Raw genomic sequence first — 20110 nt, 5'->3', positions numbered from 1 at the left:
AGTGCCTGTTATTGTGCCAAGATAAGGATGTTAAGCGTAGACCATCGCATGCTATACATTGGTATGATACAGTAAACTTGGGAGACTCTGTTAGCTCTTTACTCAGAGAAAGTAGGACAAAAGTATGTGAAGTATTAGGGGACACTGTTACCATTGCAGGGAATGTTCCACCGGTAGATGTTTTAAGATCTGGTATTATAGATGATGTAATAGAAAGTGTGAAGGAATGTATCCAAAAAGGTACTACTTCACCCAAAGGATATATTTTGGCTAGCGGATGCCAAATACCAGTAGGAACACCAAAGGAAAACTTAGAAGCATATATTTACGCATCAAGAACATTTGGAAAAGGTGCAAAGATAGGTGAAATGCCTCTGGGCATGATGTAGAATAAACTAAGAAACCAACTGATAAAATATTTGTCAGTTGGTTTCTTAGTGTACCTAGCATTGTAGCAACTTGGTGATGAAAGTGGATAAATATATATCATAAAGAATATCTATAACTCAATAGTTTTGTATTAAAAAAAACGATTAGAAGCGTTGTAATAACTAATATATAATAGAATATGTGATATTTTTATCAAGCTAATAGGGAGGGGAATTATGCACAAATTAGATCAGATGACGCCAAATGAGAGGTTGCAGGCTTTTATGACAGGCAAAGAAATGGATAGAATATTAGCCATGCCAATATTAGTATCAATTGCACATAGAGTAGTAGGAATGACACACAAAGAGAAGAGAAGTTCAGCTGTAAATGAGGCAGCTGCACAAATTGGGTGTTATGAAAAATATGGAAATGACATAATAATCATTGAATATGGACTTCATGGTATAGGAAGAGCACTTGGAACAAAAATGGGCGATCCTGAAGATAGTGTACCTGCTGTAGAAGAAAACATACTTAAGGATTTAGATGATTTGGACAAGTTAGATTTTTCTCTGACTACAAAAGAAAATGACCCAGAATTACAAAGAACATTGGAAGCATGTAGAATTTGTAAAGAAAAAGTAGGCGATGAAGTACCAGTAGGGGTATTGATTTCAGGACCATTTACAGCTGCAGCAAGTGTATATCCTGTTGAAAAGATGCTTAGAGCTACTAGAAGATCCCCTGAAAAGGTACACGCATTACTTAGAAAAGTTACAGATGCGCTTAAAGGTATATATGTTGATTATATAAATGAAGGAGTTCTTATTCTACAATGTGATCCTATATCTTCTGGTACTTTGCTTCACCCAAATCAATATAGAGAATTTGTAAAACCTTATGCTACTGAATTAAACGAAACAATTAATGATGCCGAAGGAGTTAATGTACTTCACATGTGTGGAAATATTACAAACACTATACATGACATAGTTGGAACAGGTGGAGCTATGCTAAGTATAGACAATGTTGTAGATATGGAATTTGCAAAGAAAGAAGTAGGAGATCAACTTCCTTTACTAGGAAATGTAGACCCTGTAGGAGTTCTATTACATGGAACTAAAAAAGAAGTACATGAAGCTGTAAGGAAAACTATACGTAAAGGCTATGATAATCCAAAAGGGTTTATCCTTGCTTCAGGCTGTGATATTACACAAAATGTGCCTATTGAAAACATAGATGCATTTATGGAAGCAGCTCGTAAGTATGGGAAATATCCATTAGACAAAGAGTTGTTAGGAATAGAAAACTAATATAGAGGAATTAGAACAAGGAGGAATGAGTATGAGTAAATCTAAAGAAGAATTATTAAAACAACTATCAGATTGTGTTTTTGAAATGGAAGATGAAGAGATTATAAGTGTAGCACAGGAATACCTAGATGCTGGATATGACCCACTAGAAGGTATTACGGAAGGATTAGTTGATGGAATGAATAGGGCTGGAGTAATGTATGAAGAAGAAGAGTATTTCATTACAGACTTATTAATTTGTTCAGATGCTATGTATAATGGATTAGATATATTAAAGCCTCATTTACCTCAGAAGAACCTTGAGGGGGAAAAGACTTACAAATGTGTTATTGGAGTTGTTGAAGGTGACACTCACGATATAGGTAAGAACTTAGTAAAAATCATGTTAGAAACCGCTGGTTTTGAAATGTATGATTTAGGACGTGACGTACCTTTAAGAAACTTCATAGATAAAGTAAAAAAAGTAGATGCAGACCTTGTTTGCTTATCAACATTGATGACAACTACTATGCCTGGGATGAAAAAAGTTGTTGAAATGCTAAAAGAAGAGAATATGTACGAAAATACAAAAGTAATGATAGGTGGAGGACCTATTTCTCAAACATACTGCGACAAAATTGATGCTAATGGTTATTCACCTAATGCGGTTGAAGCTGTTAAGTTAGCAAAACTATTAGTTGGTATGGGTATTCCGGCGTAATAAAAGGAGGTTTTGATATTGAATTCAAGAGAAAGACTTCTTTCTGCATTGAAGGGAAATAAAGTAGATAGACTTCCTTGTATTTGCCCTGGCGGAATGATGAATATGATTATAACTGAATTAATGGAAAAGACAGGAATCATGTGGCCAGATGCTCATACGGATGCTAATAAAATGGCAGACCTTGCAATGGCTGTATATGAATATGGGATGTTTGAAAACTATGGAGTTCCATTTTGTATGACTATTGAAGTAGAAAGTATGGGTGCAGGTATTGATATGGGTTCTAAAATGTTTGAACCTCATGTTGTTGATTATGTAATTGATTCTGTATCGGATTATAAAAAGTTAAAAGTAACAGATGTAAATAGCGGAAGAGCTAAGGTAACTACAGATGCGATTTCGATTTTAAAAAATAAAGGCCATGGAGTGCCAATAGTAGGTAATCTTTCAGGTCCTATTAGTGTAGCTTCATCATTGATGGAACCAGTTACATTCTATAAAGAATTAAGAAGAAAAAAAGAGGATGTACATGAATTCATGGGGTTTGTTACAAATCAAATTATTGAATTTGGTCAAGCTCAAGTAAAAGCAGGAGCAGATGTAATTGTTATATCCGATCCAAGTGGTACTGGGGAAATATTAGGACCAAAATATTTTGAGGAATATGCTGTTAAATATATTAATATGCTAATAGATGGCATTAGAGAAGTTGATGAAAATTTCCCTATAATTGTTCATATATGTGGTCAAATGCGTAGTGTATATTGCGAAATAAAAGAATTAAAAGCAGACGCCTTTAGTTTTGATACAGTTGTTGGAATAAAAGAAATAAGAGAGCATATGGGAGATAAAATTTTAATGGGTAATATAAGTTCATTTGCTCTTGAATCTGCTAATGAAGAGAAGATTAAAAAAATGACTGAAAATGCAATTAATAGTGGTATAAATATTGTTTCGCCTGCTTGTGGACTTGGGACACAATCACCAATGAAAAATATTCAAGCTATACTAAAGACTGTTAAAGGTGAAGATTAATAAGAAGGAGTAAATATGACTGTAAAAATAGACATTATCTCTGGCTTTTTAGGAGCTGGGAAAACAACCATGATTAAAAAGTTATTAGATGCAAATGTATTAGGTGATAGCATTGCCATGATAGAAAATGAATTTGGAGATATTAGTATAGATTCTAATAGGCTTGAAGAATCAGGTGTTGAAATAAAATCAATTTCCTCTGGATGTATATGCTGTACACTTTCAGGAGATTTTCAAATAGCAATTAAGGAGCTTATTAAAGAACATAGTCCTAATAGAATCATAATCGAACCAACAGGTGTAGGAAGATTATCCGACATAATATCCACAGTTAATATGACGAAAAAATTTGAAGATATTGATATAGATTTGGCTATGACAATCGTTGATGCTTTAGAATTTGAAGATTTTATTGAAGTATTTGGAGATTTCTTTAAAGATCAAATCCAATATGCAAATGTTATTGCTCTTAGTAAGACTCAATTAACTGACGAATCTAAGGTTAATAATGTAATAAATTCTATTAGAGATATAAATCCCAATGCCAATATAATTGCAACATCATGGGATGATTTAGAAGCTAAGGATATTTTAGATGCAGCAAAATCAAATAAAGAAAATAAGGATATTTGTGTGCATGATGGTTATGATTGTGACCATGAACATGACCATGAAGAAGATTCAGCCAATACCTTTGACTATTGCTCTATTGAAACTATGAAAACATATAGTGAAGAAGAGCTAACATCCATTTTAAATTCGCTAAACGATCCAATGTATGGCAAAGTTTTGAGAGCTAAAGGTTCACTTTTGAGAACTGATAAAAAGTGGCTTGATTTTGATTTTACACCTAATAATTTTGATACAAAAGAAGAGAGAGTAAAGACCATAGGTCAAGTCACAATTATTGGAAAGAATTTAAATAAAGATTCTATCAGAAATTTATTTGATTAAGTTTCTAGAAAGGATGATAAGATGGCAAATATATTTAAATGCATAGGAAATGAAGTGGAATCAGTACCTGATAGTATTTTAGAAGATTTAGGACTATCATATAAAGAATTAAATAGATATAATTCTAATATAGCTATATTGTCAAAAACTTTAAAGAAGAATAAGGGTATCACATTTTGTAGATTACCCTTTTGTCATACTGTAGAAGCTGAAGCCTTTGGCTCTACAGTGGTTTTTGACCATAAATATGGTAATAGGATTGGGGAATATGCTATTAAGGATATAAATTCAATAAAAGACCTAAAAGAATTTGATTTAAGCAAAGGAAGAATTGCTGAAGTTTTAAAGGCTACAATGATATTAAAGGCTGATGGAGAAAATGTATTTCTTGAAATAACTGGGCCTTTCACTATTGGAACATCAATTATTCGTAGTGAATTGTTTTTTAAGTCTATTAGAAAAGATAAAGAGAAAGTTATAGAGTTGTTGGAATTAATTGAGGATAATGTTGTAGACTTTATTTTAGAAGGAGTAAACTCCGGAGTAGATATAATTTCTTTTACTGATCCTGCAGGTACTTTAGATATAGTTGGTCCAAAGATTTATAAAGACTTATCTGGAAAATCAACTTACAATATTTTGAAGAGGGTCGAAGACAAACTCGGTGATTCAATAGTTCATCTTTGTGGTAAAACTTCTACCTCTCTTGAATCAATAGGCCTTTTAGAAACCGAAAAGGTAAAAACAGAAGGGCAAGATTATTTTGAGATGATAAAAAATATAAAAAATGAGAGAAAAGATATTAAATTTTTAGGTCATTGGTGTTTGAAAACAGAAGCAAAAACTAATGAATTAACAATTTGCAAACTTATTTAGAAATTTTAAGAATTAAGATATAAACGGAAGGAAGTATACAATGCCTAAAGTAAATTTTGTTAAGGAAAATATATGTATTGAAGTTGGAAAAAACACAATTTTATTAGATGCTATTAGAAAAACTAAACTAAGTATTGAAACTCCATGTAATGGTATGGGATTCTGCGGTAAATGTAAAATAATCGCTAAAGGGCAATTGTCTGAACCAAATGATAGAGAAAAAAAGATTATTGATGAAGAAAAGTGCGAAAGATTATCATGTATGGCAGAAATTCTAGGCGATGTGGAAGTAGAATTAATAGAAAAACAAAAAGTATTAAAGACAATTGATAAGGGCTTTAGTATTGATGTAGAAATTGATAGTCCTGTTAAATTAGTAAGACTTCCAGAAATAAATCAATCAAGTTCTATTCCATATGTTGATTATATAGGATACAGGATTAGCTCAGTAGATTTACATAGAAAGATTGCAGTTATAGAAGAAGGTATTTTCAAAGAAATTTGGGGTGTAGTTCTTGAACACAGGCTATTGGATATTTCTACTTATAAAAAGGATGTATTAGGCTTAGCTGTAGATATTGGAACTACAGGTGTTTCCTATTATTTAGTTGATTTATCCAATGGACAAGTAGTTAGAAGTCTATCTTCTTTAAATCCTCAGACACAATATGGTGGAGATGTCCTAACAAGGATCACATATTGTATGGAAGATCCATCAGGTGCTGTTAAACTTCAGAAGTTAATAGTAGATGAAATAAACAATAAAATTAAAAGGCTCGTCGATAGTGTATATAGTGTAGATGATATTTATCATATTGCTATTGCAGCAAATACTACAATGATGCATTTATTATTAGGAATAAATCCTGAATCATTGGCTAAGGCACCATATAGATCGGTGTTTTTAAGTTGTGAAGATATTAAAGCAAAGGATATATCAATTAAGGCTAATAATGAAGCTTTACTTACTATAATTCCATCTGCTTCATCCTATGTAGGTGGTGATATAGTATCAGGTATTATGGCATCAGGATTTCAAAATAATAAAAAGGCTGTGTTCATAGATATTGGTACAAATGGCGAACTTGCAGCTTTAAAGGATGGAAAGATAATATGCACATCTACAGCAGCAGGGCCAGCATTGGAAGGTATGAATATTGAATGTGGATGTCGTGCAGAAGAAGGAGCTATAGAAAAATTTGATATTGATGAGGACTGTAATATTACTTATTCGACAATAGGAAATGCCAAAGCAATAGGAATATGTGGTAGTGGTCTTATAGATATAGCTGGAGCATTGGTAAAAAGAGATATTATAATGAAATCTGGTAGATGGAATAAGGATACAAATCCTAAATTGGCTGCAAGGTTAGTGGATAAGAAGTTCTATATAACTGATGATATATATATTTCTCAAAAGGATATAAGGCAAATCCAGTTAGCTAAGGGAGCTATAGCTTCTGGTGTAATTATGATGTTAGATGAAATAGGATTAACAATTGAGGAAATACCATTGGTATATATAGCTGGAGCCTTTGGTTATCATATTAATCCAGATAATATAATGGAAATAGGATTAATACCCAAGGGATTTAATGGAGATATAAAATTCTTAGGAAATACTTCACTAGAAGGTGCAAGACTTGCGCTAATCAATAATAATTGTCATAATAAGGTGTATAAAATTAAGGAAAATATGAAAGTATTAGAGCTATCCCTTAAAGAAAACTTTCAAGATATTTTTGTTGCTCAGCTAAATTTCTGAATAGGTGATAAAATGGTAGCTAATAATATATTAAAATGTGTTGGTGAAGGAGAAGAATCAATACCTGATAGCATTTTAGAAGATTTAAACTTTTCTTATGAAGAAATAAATAATGATGCTTCTAAAATGGCTATATTGTCAAAAGCTTTTAAAGCATATAAGAATTCTTCATATTGTGAATTACCTTTCTGCCATACTGTAGAAGCTGAAGCTTTTGGTTCTACAGTGGAATTTGACCATAAACTTGGAAATAGAATAGAAGGATACGCAATTGACGATATAAATTCAATTGAAGATATGGGAAGTTTAGATTTGAGTAAAGGTAGAATTGCTGAAGTCTTTAAAACAATAGAGATATTAAAAAAAGATGGAGAATATGTAGTTCTTGATATAACTGGACCAGTTACTCTTGGAACTGCTATTATAGATAGCAATCTGTTTTTTAGAGCTACTAGAAAAGATATAAACAAGGCAAATAAACTGTTGGAATTAATTGAAAATAGTACAGTGGACTATATTTTGGAAGCCATAAAAAATGGAGTTGATGTAATCTCTTACGCAGATCCTGCAGGTACTTTAGATATAGTTGGACCAAGGTTTTTTAAAGATTTTGCAGGTAAAACTATATATAATATTTTGAAAAGAGTTGAAGGCAAACTAGGGGACTCGGTAATTCATCTTTGTATAAAAACATCTAGGTCCCTTGAATCAGCTGGACTTTTAGAAGTTGAAAAGATTAAAGCAGAGGGCCAAAATTATTTTGAAATGATTAAAAATGCTAAAAAGGAAAGAAAAGATATAAATTTTATCGGACATTGGTGTTTGAATTCTAAAATGAAGAAAGATGAAATAATCAGTTGTAAACTCATGATTTAACCTGATTTGTTGACCCGTGTAAAGTGAGAAATTTAACTAATATTAAGGAATTAGATGAAAAAATCCCACTTTATTATTTGTATAATAGTAAATTTGTGGTTAGATATAGTAGAGAACTAGGAATCAATGCAGACGGTACCATAAATATGAAAACAAAGATAATTCCTCATATTCATGTAGAAGATCCAACTCCCCACGAAGACTTTAATAAAGATCAGTGTATTCAAGCAGTTATTAAAAACTAAGAAAATTGATGATAAAAAGTAAAGTATGATTATTAGTTAAGAAATTGGATATTTCAGTCTTTTTAAGACTGCCAGAACCCTATCAAAAAAGATAGGGTTCTTCTTTCTCTTATTTCAATATATCATTATTTATTATTTCAAATAAAAAATCTAAATATGAATAAATTCAGTAATTAAATGATGTTGACAATTTGTAAGATGTATGGTATTTTTTAGCAAATAAGTAAATACATTTACTAAATTTCTGGTTTCGCAAATTAAAAATAAAAAATATTAATTTAATGATTTATACATCTATACTAAGCACATTAATCTTTTAGGCTTTTTACTTATATGAAAATTAATATAAAAAAACTACTCGTAAAGAAATTCACAGATGAAATAAGTTTGACTTTACTAATATCTTTTCATAATTATAACATCTTCTAAATTCAACTAAATACACACAACTATAAATTAGCTATATATGCTTAACAATCAAATTACTGACAAGACAAGCTTGAAAAAACATTATCCTAAAAATGCAATTTTATATATTTAATAATATATAAAAACTATATATATTCTAAATTTGGTTATTTACTCAATCAAAAAAATTTATATTAATATTGAATAATAATCTGCATAAGGACAAAAATATCAATTATTTCAGAGGGTAGTGTTAACTAGAGTATGAAAAACTAGAATAAAGAAACTCAATCTAAATATAAGTAAATTATGTTAAAAAACAGAGAAGTTTAAAGAAAAATTCACTAAAAAACAAGAAAAATTTTAAGACACTTTCCTCAAACCTCTTTTTTAGCATAACAATACGGATTTAATGTCAGTCAAGAGGTCGAAAACTTTTGGGTCGAGCCATTTGACAGCCATTAAACCGATTGTTTTAAATTCTTTGAGGTTGAAGGAAAAGTATACAAAAGCGTTTAAGAAGCTTGATTTGTTAAAATGTGTCTTTGTGACAACTCAATAAGCTTCTGCCATTTTCCAGTCATATTAGGAACAGCTTCAAGTTCTGAAATTGAATTAAGAGGCTTCCAATAAGTATCGAAATGTGGCCTAAGGAAATTGTAGTAGGCAACAAATAAGCCTACATGAGTATCTGAACCTTTACCGCTACCATAACCATTAGTGGCTTGGTAAGAAAATTTAAAGGAGCATTTCCAGCCTCCACCTCATGGATAAATAGAACGAAGGAATTTAAGGACAAATAGATCCTGTGAGACATAGGAGGGTAAATCGCCATGAGTCATTGCGGAGATTTTGAGAGCGAATATATTCGTTTTTAGCAAAAATAGCCGTATGTCTATTTGAATGCAGCCCTAAAATCCATATATTAGAATATTTTATATTAATATCCATTAACTTCTTTTTAAAACTATTAGAAATTCTAAGAATAAGTGAGTATTTTGAAGATAAATTTAAATTATAGATGGAGGTAGTAATATGAAAAACAAGTTAGCATTATTATTGGTATTCATTTTATTGATAAGTGTACTAGCGAGCTGTGCTAACAATGATACTGGAGAAAACCACAAAAAGATGGTGAACAAGTAGTAGAGACATCAGGTGGAGAATCGGAAGAAGAACTTTGGAAGAAAGAGCCTATGTATGGAAAATCTATTAAGGTTGGATTTAATGGAGGATTCTGTACAGCAGGTCCTAGCATGGCAGGTATATTTGGATATTTTGAAGAAGAAGGTATAGATATAGAAGTGATCTCAGCTGCTAAATTGGAAGATGCTGTAGGTACAAATCAAGTGCAAATTATTACAGGACATATAGCTTCATTTTTAGTACCAACGGTAAATGGTGTAAATATGGTATTTGCCTCAGGGGCTCATACTGGTTGTAAATCATTATATGTATTAACTGATAGTGGAATAGATAGTACTGAAGGCTTAGCCGGAAAGACCATAGGAGTTCCCAATGGAATAGGTGACAGTGATCATAATATAGGGTTAAGGTTTTTAAATCGTGACAATATTGATGTAGATGATGTTAAATTTAGACCTGTAGAATCAAGTGCTGTAATTTTAGCTATGGAAAGTGATGAGGTACAAGGAGCTATTTTATCCGATCAATTTGCCGCAAAATTCGTTGAAGAAGGGAAAATAAAGCATATACGATCACTGTCTTATGATGAAGACTTCCAAACAGAAGCTTGTTGTGTTCATGCTTTTAATGGTGATTTCGTAAGAGAAAATCCTATTTCTGCTAAAAAAGCAACCAGAGCAATTAAAAGAGCTGAAAGATGGATTGAAAACAATAAGGAAGAAGCACAAATGTTATTTGACAATGATTGGGTATCTAGAGATTTTGATTTAGTAGTTAGAATGATGGAAGCATGTAATTTTGGTATAGATGATGAGACGACAGAAACTACTCTTGTAAATGTGTTAGACGACTACAAGAAATTTGGAATAATACAAAGTGAAGAGACTACAGATGAATTATTAGATAGAGTATGGAATCCGCTTCTTGGAGAAGAAGATAAAGAAATAAATTAACTAAAAGAGTTTTATTTTTGTTTCATAATTAAGTTTTTTTAAAATTAGTATCTATATAAGGAGCTACAAGAAGCTTTTTCAGCATTGATATAGCTTTACTGGTCTGTGATCTGAGATATCAATGGGTAGTACTTCACTTTTTAAAGTATAGATCGGAATCCCTTTTGTAAATAAAAAATCAATTTTTGGATTATCAGAATTATTATAGCAGTTTAAAGTACAAACTCCTACAGGGCCAACATCAATCATGGGGAATCCGTGGTTAGCCATTATGTTATAAGCATATGAACCTTCTGGAACATTTAGATCACCACCAATGATCATTCCTTTATTAAAATAGTTATTATTGTTTAATGCATTCTTTATCTGTTGTGCCTGAAAAATCTGATCTCCTTGTAATCCTAAATGAAATGTACCTATATGTATATATAAATTATCTATGCAAATATTTGCAAGGAGGAAACTACGGTCCTCCTTACTGTTTATCTTAGATAAGTGGACTTTTAAAGCAGTTGTCATGGGATAGCAACTTAGAATTGCATTACCATAATATCCTGGATTCATATGTTTAGAAACAATATATTCATAATTCCAGGCCGTTCCTGTTGTTAAAGTAAGTCTGTCAGCAATATATGCAGCTTGATGAATCTTTATGCCAGATCGCAAGGTATGTGCATCTACCTCCTGAAGACATACAATTGTAGTTTTAGAATCCTTAATGAGATCTGCAATTCTATTTAAATTTTTTGTTTTAGAAATTGGGTAACTACCGTTTTTATTTTGCCCGACTTTAATATTCCATGTAAGAACATTTATGCACATTATTTTCACCCCAAATGTTTCTGTTTTTAACTTTATTTTATGCTACTAATAGGTGAAAAATGAATTCTTCCGAGGAATCAAGCCAATTACTTTATCTTGGTTTGCTTCTTTCATACTGTTGAGGCCAATCGATATCCTGGTGTAATTCATGAGCAGCCTCTAAAGGCCAATATGGATTTCTAAGTAGTTCTCTACCTAGGAATATCAAATCTGCTCTTTCATTTCCTATTATTTCTTCAGCTAGCTCGGGTGTTGAAATAAGACCCCCAGCAATAACAGGCAAGCCAGTATTTTCTCTAATTATTTCAGCAAATTTAACTTGATATCCTGGATAAACATTTATCTTAGCAGGTACCACTGCTCCAGAACTTACATTGATTATATCTACGCCTTCATCTTTTACTGAGTTTATAATTTCAACTAAATTCTCTGGGTGGTTTCCTTCATCCACATAATCTTCTGCAGATATCCTTACAATCAACGGCTTGTTTTCAGGCCATGCTTTTCTCACTTCTCTTACAATTTCTCTTAAGAATTTAACTCTATTTTCCACAGTTCCACCATATTCATCTTCTCTTTTATTGGAAAGTGGGGATAAAAATTCATTTATAAGATATCCATGAGCTGCGTGGATTTCTATAGTATCAAATCCAGCTTCATTAGCTCTTCCAGCTCCTTTTTTAAAGGAATTTATAACACCCTTTATAGCATTCTTATCTATTTCAATAGGAGTTTGATATTTCTCATTATATGCTATGGGGCTAGGAGCGATTATCCTTTCGGATTCAATTTCGCATTTTCTACCAGCATGACCTAGCTGTATGCCAATTTTTGCTCCATATTCCTTGCAGGTATTAACTATTTCAGTTAAACCGTCTATATGGGAGTCATCCCAAATTCCTAAATCTTTATCAGTTATTCTGCCTCTTTTTTCTACTCCGGTGGCTTCTACTATAATAAGTCCAACTCCACCCATAGCTCTGGTTGCGTAGTGGATATAATGAAATTTTTTAACATGTCCTTTATCATCAGAACTATACATGCACATAGGTGGCATAACGACCCGATTTCTTAATTCCATATCTTTTATTTTTATACTATCAAATAATTTTGCCATATCATTTCTCCTTCCTAACCTATAGATACCCAAATAAGAATAATTTTATTAACAATAATTTCTACCTAATTTTATACTTAATATTAGTATTTATGATTGAAGGAGTTTAGAATTGTAATAATTTCAAATAATGAGGATGACATAGAAATGTTTATGGAAGCTTTTAATAAAAAGGGCCTCAAGAGTTGAGGCCTTTAAAGTTAGTATTCTATTTTATCAATTATTTGATTCTTCAAATATTACTTTAGGTGAATATGCTTTCTCTTTGTATGATAATTTAGCCCATGCATAAAATACAATACCAAGCAAAGTCCATAACAATAAAATTATCCATTCATGTGGCCAAGCTAGTGCAGAAGGGGAACCCGGTAAATATAAAACTCCCATTCCCAGACTTAAAAGAATTGCTATTATACCTACAGGTTTTCCTGCTTTAATCTTATAAGGCCTTGGCATATCTGGTTCCTTATATCTTAGCACTAAGAATGATAGGGCAACCATAAAATATGCTATTACTATGGTGAATCCACCTGCATTAGATAGCCAATTCAACATATGTTTTCCGAAAAAAGGAGATATAGTGGATATTATTCCTATTAAAATAATAGCATTTGTAGGTGTTTTATATTTAGGATGTAATTTTGCTAAAAATTTTGGAAGCATTCCTGATTCAGCCATCGCATAAATAGCTCTACTTCCACCAATATAGAAAGAATTCCAACTGGTTAATATACCGCCTATTCCGGCAATAATCATAACATTTGCAGCTATATCACTATTAAAATATACTTTTTTCATAGCATCAGCTGAGACCAGTTCGGAAGCACTTATTTCTGCTTGATTTAAGGCAAAAGAAACTCCAAAAATTATTAAAATGTACCATAAAATGCCCAATATAACTGAAAATATTAATATTCTTCCAAGTTTTTTGAAACCAATATCTATTTCTGCAGCTGCTTGAGGTATAACATCGAATCCAACAAACATAAATGGGGTCATAATGGCTACAGATAATACTCCCTTTCCAGCATCAATAAATAAAGGCTGTATATTTTCAACGTTTCCTCTAAAGACGGATCCTGTCACGAATACTATACCAATACTAGCAATTATTAATGTTAAAACCTTCTGTAAAAAAGCAGCTGGTTTAACACCAATGTAATTTACTATTGTAATTATAATGGAACTAACTATTCCTACTAATAACCAAGTTAAATGTACATCATATCCTGATACTGTATACAGATATCCTTTAACATAAGAAGGTATAATATATTCCACTACCGTAGGAAGAGCAACTGCTTCAAAAGCTACTACTGAAATGTACCCTAATATCATAGCCCAAGTACATATAAAGGATGCATTGCGTCCTAAAGCTCTATAACTAAAAACATGTTCCCCACCACATTCAGGCATAGCAGCTGTCAATTCGCTATAGGTTAAACCTACAAACAATATCATAATTCCACCTATTAAAAAAGCAAGAATAGCACCTAAAGAGCCTGCAGTATTTATCCATGTGCCAGATAATACTATCCATCCCCATCCTATCATGGCGCCTATTGCCAAAGCCATTACGTCTTTCATACCTAAGACTCTTGTAAAATCTTTTTTTCCATTTTTCGACATAAAAATTTTATCTCCTTTCGTTATTACAATAAAAGTTTATTCCTTACAAATTTACTAACGCAGAATTTCAAAAATTATTAAATAATTATAAATACATTATCGCAATAGGTATTATATAGATAACATATTTAATTAAGTTCCATATGGAGTTTTTAGTTGGAATCGAGTTATTAATCTTCGAGAAGATTTAATTGTTAAGGGACTTTCTTTTTTAAAGACGTATTTTATAAGAGGTTTGTGGAGCTTGTCCACTACTGCCTTTCCATTATCCAAATAGATAGTTCAACTCGAAGTTACAAATACGAACTAGATTCTATACCAATTATAGGCTATAGATTTAAACCGTTTACCTGAATATTTATGTATTAAAGGGTTAATTAATACATTTACTTTATTTATTGTTACACTTATATCATACCATAATGTAGATGAGAATTCAACAGAAAATTGATGAAGACTCATCTACATTGATTTAAATAAGGATTTTTTAGATAAGATTTAGTAATTTTAAAATAGTTATTAACCCACTTTATGTTTATCCAAATGAATATAAAAATATATAAAATTTATTTAGTAGATGAAATTGAGATAATAGTTTTACTTCCTTTGAATAGGAATAAATATTTTGTTATTGTCGGTAAATTGGTCATTAAACATACTCATAATATAATTTCTAACAGAGCAAGGAGCTGTATCCTGTAGGATTTGGAATCCTTTCGTATTAAATATACTATGCATGAATTGATTTCTAAATCCTGCGAAGTATTTTAAGTTTAGGGTAGCTATAGTACGTGAGATAGCTTTCATTTCTTCGTCTGTAAATTTACTTATCTCTAATAAAGATTCATAGTATTTATCATATGAACGGGTTTCGAAAAAATTTCTGGTATAATTCTTAAAGTTTAGCATATTTTTATCGGAAATGTTGTTTTTTTCAACCCATCTATCCATGTTAACTCTGTTAGTATAATAGTTATAACCTTTATCTGGAGAAAATTCTAATATACCATATTGATTTGGATATGCTATTAGACAGGATGTTGCAATGTCATATATTGTTTTATTATTATTAGAATGACATTTTATATCTTGTAGATGTATATGACCTGACAATACAATTTGTATATTGCATTTAAGGAATGTATCTATTACTTCTTGACTATTATCAATTGTAAAATCTTCATTAACTATATTACTATGGTTCATCAAACTGTGATGCATAATAGCTATAATTTCAGCATTGTTTTCCTTGGCCAAATTACTGCACTTTTTTATCCATTTTAAAGTTTTGGATGAGATAGAGCTGCCCATTTCTGGTGAAGTCCTCATATTATTGTGTTTATATTTAGCAGAATCAAGCATTAATAACCATACATCTTCAGCGGGGGCTGCTAAGTAGCTTAAAGAATCATCATCCGTAAATATAGCTTCTTTATAGCCAAAAGACTTATATAATTTCAGAAATTCCTCTTCAGTAATAGAATCAATTTTTATCATTTCATCATTAACATAATTTCTTGCCCAAGGATTATTTATATCGTGGTTACCTGGTATTACAAATACAGGGATACCTAAGGCCTCAATGGTTTTTAACTTTTCTATCATCTCAAAGTGACTTTCTTTTTCACCATTGCAAGTTAAATCACCAGGAATAATTAGTATATCTGGTTGTCTTACTTTTATATCTAGAGTATAAGCGTCTATTATTTCATCAGTGTATTCAAGTAGTTTACCATCACCTGAATTGAGAAACCAATCAAATGCTTTACCTTTATTATATAAATTCTTAGATAAATGGTGTGGATCAGTGGCAATGAAGAAAGTAATGTCTTTTCCAGACTTAATCTTACAATCTATTATGTCGCAAGGGAAATCACTAGTACATCCATTGATAAGAGTTATAAAAAGTACAAATATAAATAATACGAGAATTGGAAATGATATTTTAATATTCATAGTAATACCTCACAATCTGTAGAGACGTAGGGTATGAGCGAAATGAAATATTCTGTAATATAATTATAGCACAATTTTGCTTTAAAGTGATAAAATAGTTAAAATCTAATGCTAATTTTAATAATTTCGAATAAATTTATCTATAAATATTTAGCATATTTACACTTTATTAGCGAAAAATAATAGTCAATATCAAATTATTCCTGAGCACATAATAATTCTGTATAGATAATAATGAATTCTTCTTTTTTATTATGCTAAGAACTGATATAATAATTAGTATGTATAACAATTTAGAGGAGGATTGGATTATAATGAAGGTAATGATTGTAGGAGCTGGTAAATTAGGATATAGATTAGCTGAAGCAATGAATAATGAAAATATTGATGTAACTTTGATGGATATAAATCCTAATACATTAGAGAGAATAAATGATCATTTGGATGTTTTAACTGTAGAAGCAAATGGTATACAAATTGCGATATTAAAAGAATTTAATATAGAAACCTATGATTTAATTGTTGCTACTACAGATAGTGATGAGACCAATACTCTAATATGTACTTTATCGAAGAAACTTCATTGTAAAAAAGCCATAGCGAGAATAAGGAATCCAGAATTCATTGAACAATTGGATTTTGTAAAAAGCGAATTGGGCATTGATCATATTATCAACCCAGATTTAACAACTGCTATTGAAATAGAGAGATATGTATCCAAAACTTATAATTTTTATTCTGGAGATTTTGCTAAAGGTAAGGTTTCTATGGTTGATTTTCATATAGGAAATGATTGCAGTTTTATAGGAAAGAGAATAATGGACTTAAAAGGGCTAGAGGGACTTCTTATCACTGCCATATCTAGAGAAGGAGAATTAATAATTCCAAATGGTTCTACAAAGATAAAATTTGGTGATGTAATCTATGTAATAGGGAAGAGTAAAAATATAAATAGGTTGGGACAAAATCTTGGAATTAATATGAATAAAAAGAAGACAAAAAAGGTTATGATTTTAGGTGGAGGTAACATTGGATATTACTTAGCCCAAAACCTAGAAAGGTCAGGAATAAGTGTGACTATACTAGAAAAGGATAAGAATCGATGCGAATATTTAGCAAGTAAACTCAACTGTGCTTTGATTATTCATGGAGATGGTACAGATATTGATCTATTACAGGAAGAAGATTTAGCATCTTACGATACATTTATAGGTGCTACCGGATATGATGAGCAAAACTTGTTAATGGCATTAGTAGCAAAGAATTCAGGAATAAATAAAGCTATAGCTAAAATAAGCAGACATAATTATGTTCATGTAGTGGATAAATTAGATGTTGATGTAGCCTTAAATCCTGTTAATATTACAGTTAGCAATGTATTAAAGTATATTAGAGGTGGTAGGGTAGTATCTGTTTCTTTACTTCTTGGGGGAGAAGGAGAGGTAACAGAAATAATAGCAAGTGAGAATTCACCTATAATTGGAAAGCCTTTATATAAATTAGGATTGCCAAAAGGTATTATTATAGGAGCAATTGTGCATAAAGAAGACGTTATAATACCAGATGGTAATAGTGTAATTCATGAAGATGATAGAATAATAATATTTTCATTAGTTTCTGATTTACCTATATTGAATAAATTGACACAACCTGCTAAAAAAGGAGGTATATTCAATGAATTATGGGGTAGTCATTAAGATATTAGGGTATTTACTCTTAATAGAATCTGCACTAATGGTACCTTCCTTATTAGTAGCGCTGCATTATGAAGGATTTGATTGGACTTCATTTTTAATTAGTATACTTATAACTGCTGTAGTGGGCTTTATTATGAGTCGTAGCTTTAAATATAGAGAAAATATCCAAGCAAAAGAAGGACTGGCGATAGTAGGATCTGGGTGGTTTTTAGTATCTGTATTTGGGGCATTGCCTTTTGTATTTTCAGGTACTATCCCTTCTTGGACTGATGCTTTTTTTGAAACTGTATCCGGATTTACAACTACAGGAGCTACTATAATTGATAATGTGGAAATATTGCCTAAGGGAATTTTATTTTGGAGATCCTTTACCCATTGGATAGGTGGAATGGGTATACTTGTTTTTACAGTTGCTATTTTACCTATGCTGGGGATAGGAGGTTTTCAAATATTTAAGGTAGAGAGTCCCGGACCTACAGCTGATAAAATTGCACCTAGAGTTAGAGATACAGCTAAAATTTTATATACCACATATATAGCAATAACTATATTAGAAATTTTATTATTGGTATTAGGAGGTATGTCTCTTTATGATACTTTACTCCATACTTTTGGAACTGTAGGCACTGGAGGATTTGGCATAAAAAATACTAGCTTAGGAGCTTATGATAGCACTTATATTCATTTAGTAATTGGTATATTTATGATGTTTTCAGGAGTTAATTTTTCATTATATTATTCGTTCTTTAAAGGAAAGTGGAGAGAAGTTCTAAAAAACGAAGAATTACGTCAGTACTTAGGTATAATAATTATTGCAGTTGTATTGATTGCTTTGGATATATATACCATAATGTATGACAGCTTTGGATTAGCACTAAGGGATTCTTTTTTTCAAACAAGTTCGATTATAACTACTACAGGCTATTCTACGGTTGATTTTGATCGATGGCCTACTTTTAGTAAAGCAATTCTATTTTTATTAATGTTTGTTGGAGGGTGTGCTGGCTCTACAGCTGGTGGAATTAAAAATATTAGAATTTTAGTATTATTAAAGATAGTTAAAAGGGAAATTTCTAAAATTTTTCATCCTAGAGCAGTTATACCTATAAAGGTTGACGGTAGATCTATTTCAGATGAAACGGTAGCAGGTATAACTAGTTTTTTTGTTTTGTATATTATCATATTTATTTTGGGAACAATAATTATTTCATTAGAAGGAATAGACTTTGAAAGTTCTGCAAGTGCAGTAGCTGCAACTCTTGGCAATATAGGACCTGGTTTTAGATTTGTGGGACCATCTACAACCTATAGCCAATTTAGTGATGCATCAAAGCTTTTATTATCCTTATTTATGTTGCTAGGAAGATTAGAGTTATTTACTCTAATTGCATTATTTGCTCCTAAAGTATGGAAAAATGAAATCTTACCTAAAAATAGATAATTGGAACAAGTTGATTTTAGGAGGGATAATATGAAGTTGATTTCTTGGAATGTAAATGGCCTTAGAGCTTGTGTAAAGAAAGGATTTTTAGATTACTTTAATGAAATGAATGCGGATATATTTTGTGTTCAAGAAACTAAGTTGCAAAAAGGACAAATAGATTTAAAAATAGACGGCTATTATCAATACTGGAATTATGCTAAGAAAAAGGGATATTCAGGAACTGCTGTATTTACTAAGGACGAGCCTTTAAATGTTAAATATGGATTAGGAATAAAGGAAGATGACCACGAAGGAAGGATAATAACTCTAGAGTTTCAAGATTTTTATCTAATAAATGTCTATACTCCAAATTCTCAAAGAGGACTCGTAAGGCTTGATTATAGAATGAAATGGCAAGATAATTTCAAAAATTATTTAAAAGAATTGGATTCTCATAAACCTATAATCTTATGCGGAGATCTTAATGTAGCCCATAATGAAATAGACTTAAAAAATCCAAGTTCAAATAGAAAAAATGCAGGATTTTCTGATGAAGAGAGGGAGAAGATGACTGATTTGTTAGAGCAAGGATTTATAGATACATTTAGGTATTTTTATCCAGATAAAGAAGACGCTTATAGTTGGTGGTCCTATATGAGAAAATCTAGAGATAGAAATGTGGGATGGAGAATAGATTATTTTATAGTATCAGAAAGATTTAAAAATAGAGTTAAGGATTCACAAATCCATTCAGAAGTGATGGGTAGCGATCATTGTCCAGTAGTGTTAGAAATACAGTAGAGGTAGGCCCCTATGCCTA

17 protein-coding genes are annotated in these 20110 nt (G+C 31.2%); 13 read left to right on the top strand and 4 right to left on the bottom strand.

The genetic code is table 11. The annotated features are described in order from the left end of the window. Positions 1-11 precede the first annotated feature (11 nt). The 10 genes from K8M07_RS05570 to K8M07_RS05525 all read left to right on the top strand — a co-directional run bounded on the left by K8M07_RS05570 (position 12) and on the right by K8M07_RS05525 (position 10646). The gene (locus K8M07_RS05570) at positions 12-389 is read left to right on the top strand and encodes a uroporphyrinogen decarboxylase family protein (protein WP_223376914.1); all 378 of its coding nucleotides are present in this window, start codon (positions 12-14) and stop codon (positions 387-389) included. Positions 390-605: 216 nt separating this feature from the next. After that, entirely contained in the window at positions 606-1685 is a 1080-nt protein-coding gene (locus K8M07_RS05565; RefSeq protein ID WP_223376913.1) for a uroporphyrinogen decarboxylase family protein, read from the top strand. A 31-nt stretch (positions 1686-1716) separates the two neighbouring features. Beyond that, positions 1717-2385 carry a corrinoid protein gene (locus K8M07_RS05560; RefSeq protein ID WP_223376912.1) on the top strand — a complete coding sequence of 223 codons (669 nt, stop codon included), beginning with the start codon at positions 1717-1719 and terminating at the stop codon, positions 2383-2385. Between the two features lie 18 nt (positions 2386-2403). Continuing rightward, on the top strand, positions 2404-3423 hold the full coding sequence (locus K8M07_RS05555) for an MtaA/CmuA family methyltransferase (protein WP_223376911.1): 1020 nt from the start codon (positions 2404-2406) through the stop codon (positions 3421-3423). A 15-nt stretch (positions 3424-3438) separates the two neighbouring features. Next, a complete protein-coding gene (locus K8M07_RS05550; RefSeq protein ID WP_223376910.1) occupies positions 3439-4377 on the top strand; it encodes a CobW family GTP-binding protein in 939 nt (312 codons plus the stop codon). A gap of 21 nt (positions 4378-4398) precedes the next feature. Continuing rightward, complete coding sequence (locus K8M07_RS05545) at positions 4399-5253, top strand: uroporphyrinogen decarboxylase family protein (RefSeq protein WP_223376909.1); 855 nt, start codon at positions 4399-4401, stop codon at positions 5251-5253. A gap of 40 nt (positions 5254-5293) precedes the next feature. Continuing rightward, positions 5294-7018 (top strand): ASKHA domain-containing protein, encoded by a 1725-nt coding sequence (locus tag K8M07_RS05540; protein ID WP_223376908.1) that lies wholly within the window; start codon positions 5294-5296, stop codon positions 7016-7018. 12 nt (positions 7019-7030) lie between these two features. Continuing rightward, positions 7031-7894, top strand: a complete 864-nt coding sequence (locus K8M07_RS05535) for a uroporphyrinogen decarboxylase family protein (RefSeq protein WP_223376907.1) — start codon at positions 7031-7033, stop codon at positions 7892-7894. Positions 7895-7917: 23 nt separating this feature from the next. Beyond that, entirely contained in the window at positions 7918-8139 is a 222-nt protein-coding gene (locus K8M07_RS05530; RefSeq protein WP_223376906.1) for a hypothetical protein, read from the top strand. A gap of 1604 nt (positions 8140-9743) precedes the next feature. After that, the gene (locus tag K8M07_RS05525; RefSeq protein ID WP_223376905.1) at positions 9744-10646 is read left to right on the top strand and encodes an ABC transporter substrate-binding protein; all 903 of its coding nucleotides are present in this window, start codon (positions 9744-9746) and stop codon (positions 10644-10646) included. A gap of 78 nt (positions 10647-10724) precedes the next feature. On the opposite strand, the gene K8M07_RS05520 is transcribed toward K8M07_RS05525, so the two are convergent. The 4 genes from K8M07_RS05520 to K8M07_RS05505 all read right to left on the bottom strand — a co-directional run bounded on the left by K8M07_RS05520 (position 10725) and on the right by K8M07_RS05505 (position 16170). Continuing rightward, positions 10725-11468, bottom strand: coding sequence for an endonuclease/exonuclease/phosphatase family protein (locus K8M07_RS05520; protein WP_223376904.1), 744 nt, complete (start codon positions 11466-11468; stop codon positions 10725-10727). Between the two features lie 91 nt (positions 11469-11559). Continuing rightward, positions 11560-12585, bottom strand: coding sequence for an NADPH dehydrogenase NamA (namA, locus tag K8M07_RS05515; RefSeq protein WP_223376903.1), 1026 nt, complete (start codon positions 12583-12585; stop codon positions 11560-11562). A 216-nt stretch (positions 12586-12801) separates the two neighbouring features. After that, the gene (locus tag K8M07_RS05510; RefSeq protein ID WP_223376902.1) at positions 12802-14214 is read right to left on the bottom strand and encodes an APC family permease; all 1413 of its coding nucleotides are present in this window, start codon (positions 14212-14214) and stop codon (positions 12802-12804) included. A 597-nt stretch (positions 14215-14811) separates the two neighbouring features. Further along, positions 14812-16170 carry a metallophosphoesterase gene (locus K8M07_RS05505; RefSeq protein ID WP_223376901.1) on the bottom strand — a complete coding sequence of 453 codons (1359 nt, stop codon included), beginning with the start codon at positions 16168-16170 and terminating at the stop codon, positions 14812-14814. A 314-nt stretch (positions 16171-16484) separates the two neighbouring features. On the opposite strand from K8M07_RS05505, the gene trkA reads away from it, so the two are divergent. The 3 genes from trkA to K8M07_RS05490 are packed head-to-tail and all read left to right on the top strand — an operon-like array spanning position 16485 to position 20091. Beyond that, positions 16485-17867, top strand: a complete 1383-nt coding sequence (trkA, locus tag K8M07_RS05500; protein WP_223376900.1) for a Trk system potassium transporter TrkA — start codon at positions 16485-16487, stop codon at positions 17865-17867. Beyond that, the gene (locus K8M07_RS05495) at positions 17845-19308 is read left to right on the top strand and encodes a TrkH family potassium uptake protein (protein WP_223376899.1); all 1464 of its coding nucleotides are present in this window, start codon (positions 17845-17847) and stop codon (positions 19306-19308) included. The genes trkA and K8M07_RS05495 overlap by 23 nt, the downstream gene beginning before the upstream one ends. Positions 19309-19338: 30 nt before the next feature. Beyond that, a complete protein-coding gene (locus K8M07_RS05490; RefSeq protein ID WP_223376898.1) occupies positions 19339-20091 on the top strand; it encodes an exodeoxyribonuclease III in 753 nt (250 codons plus the stop codon). The last annotated feature ends 19 nt before the right edge of the window (positions 20092-20110 follow it).

The sequence above is a fragment of the Schnuerera sp. xch1 genome (assembly GCF_019931165.1).
GTDB lineage: Bacteria > Bacillota > Clostridia > Tissierellales > Tepidimicrobiaceae > JAIOUP01.
This window is presented reverse-complemented; position numbering and strand designations above follow the sequence as displayed.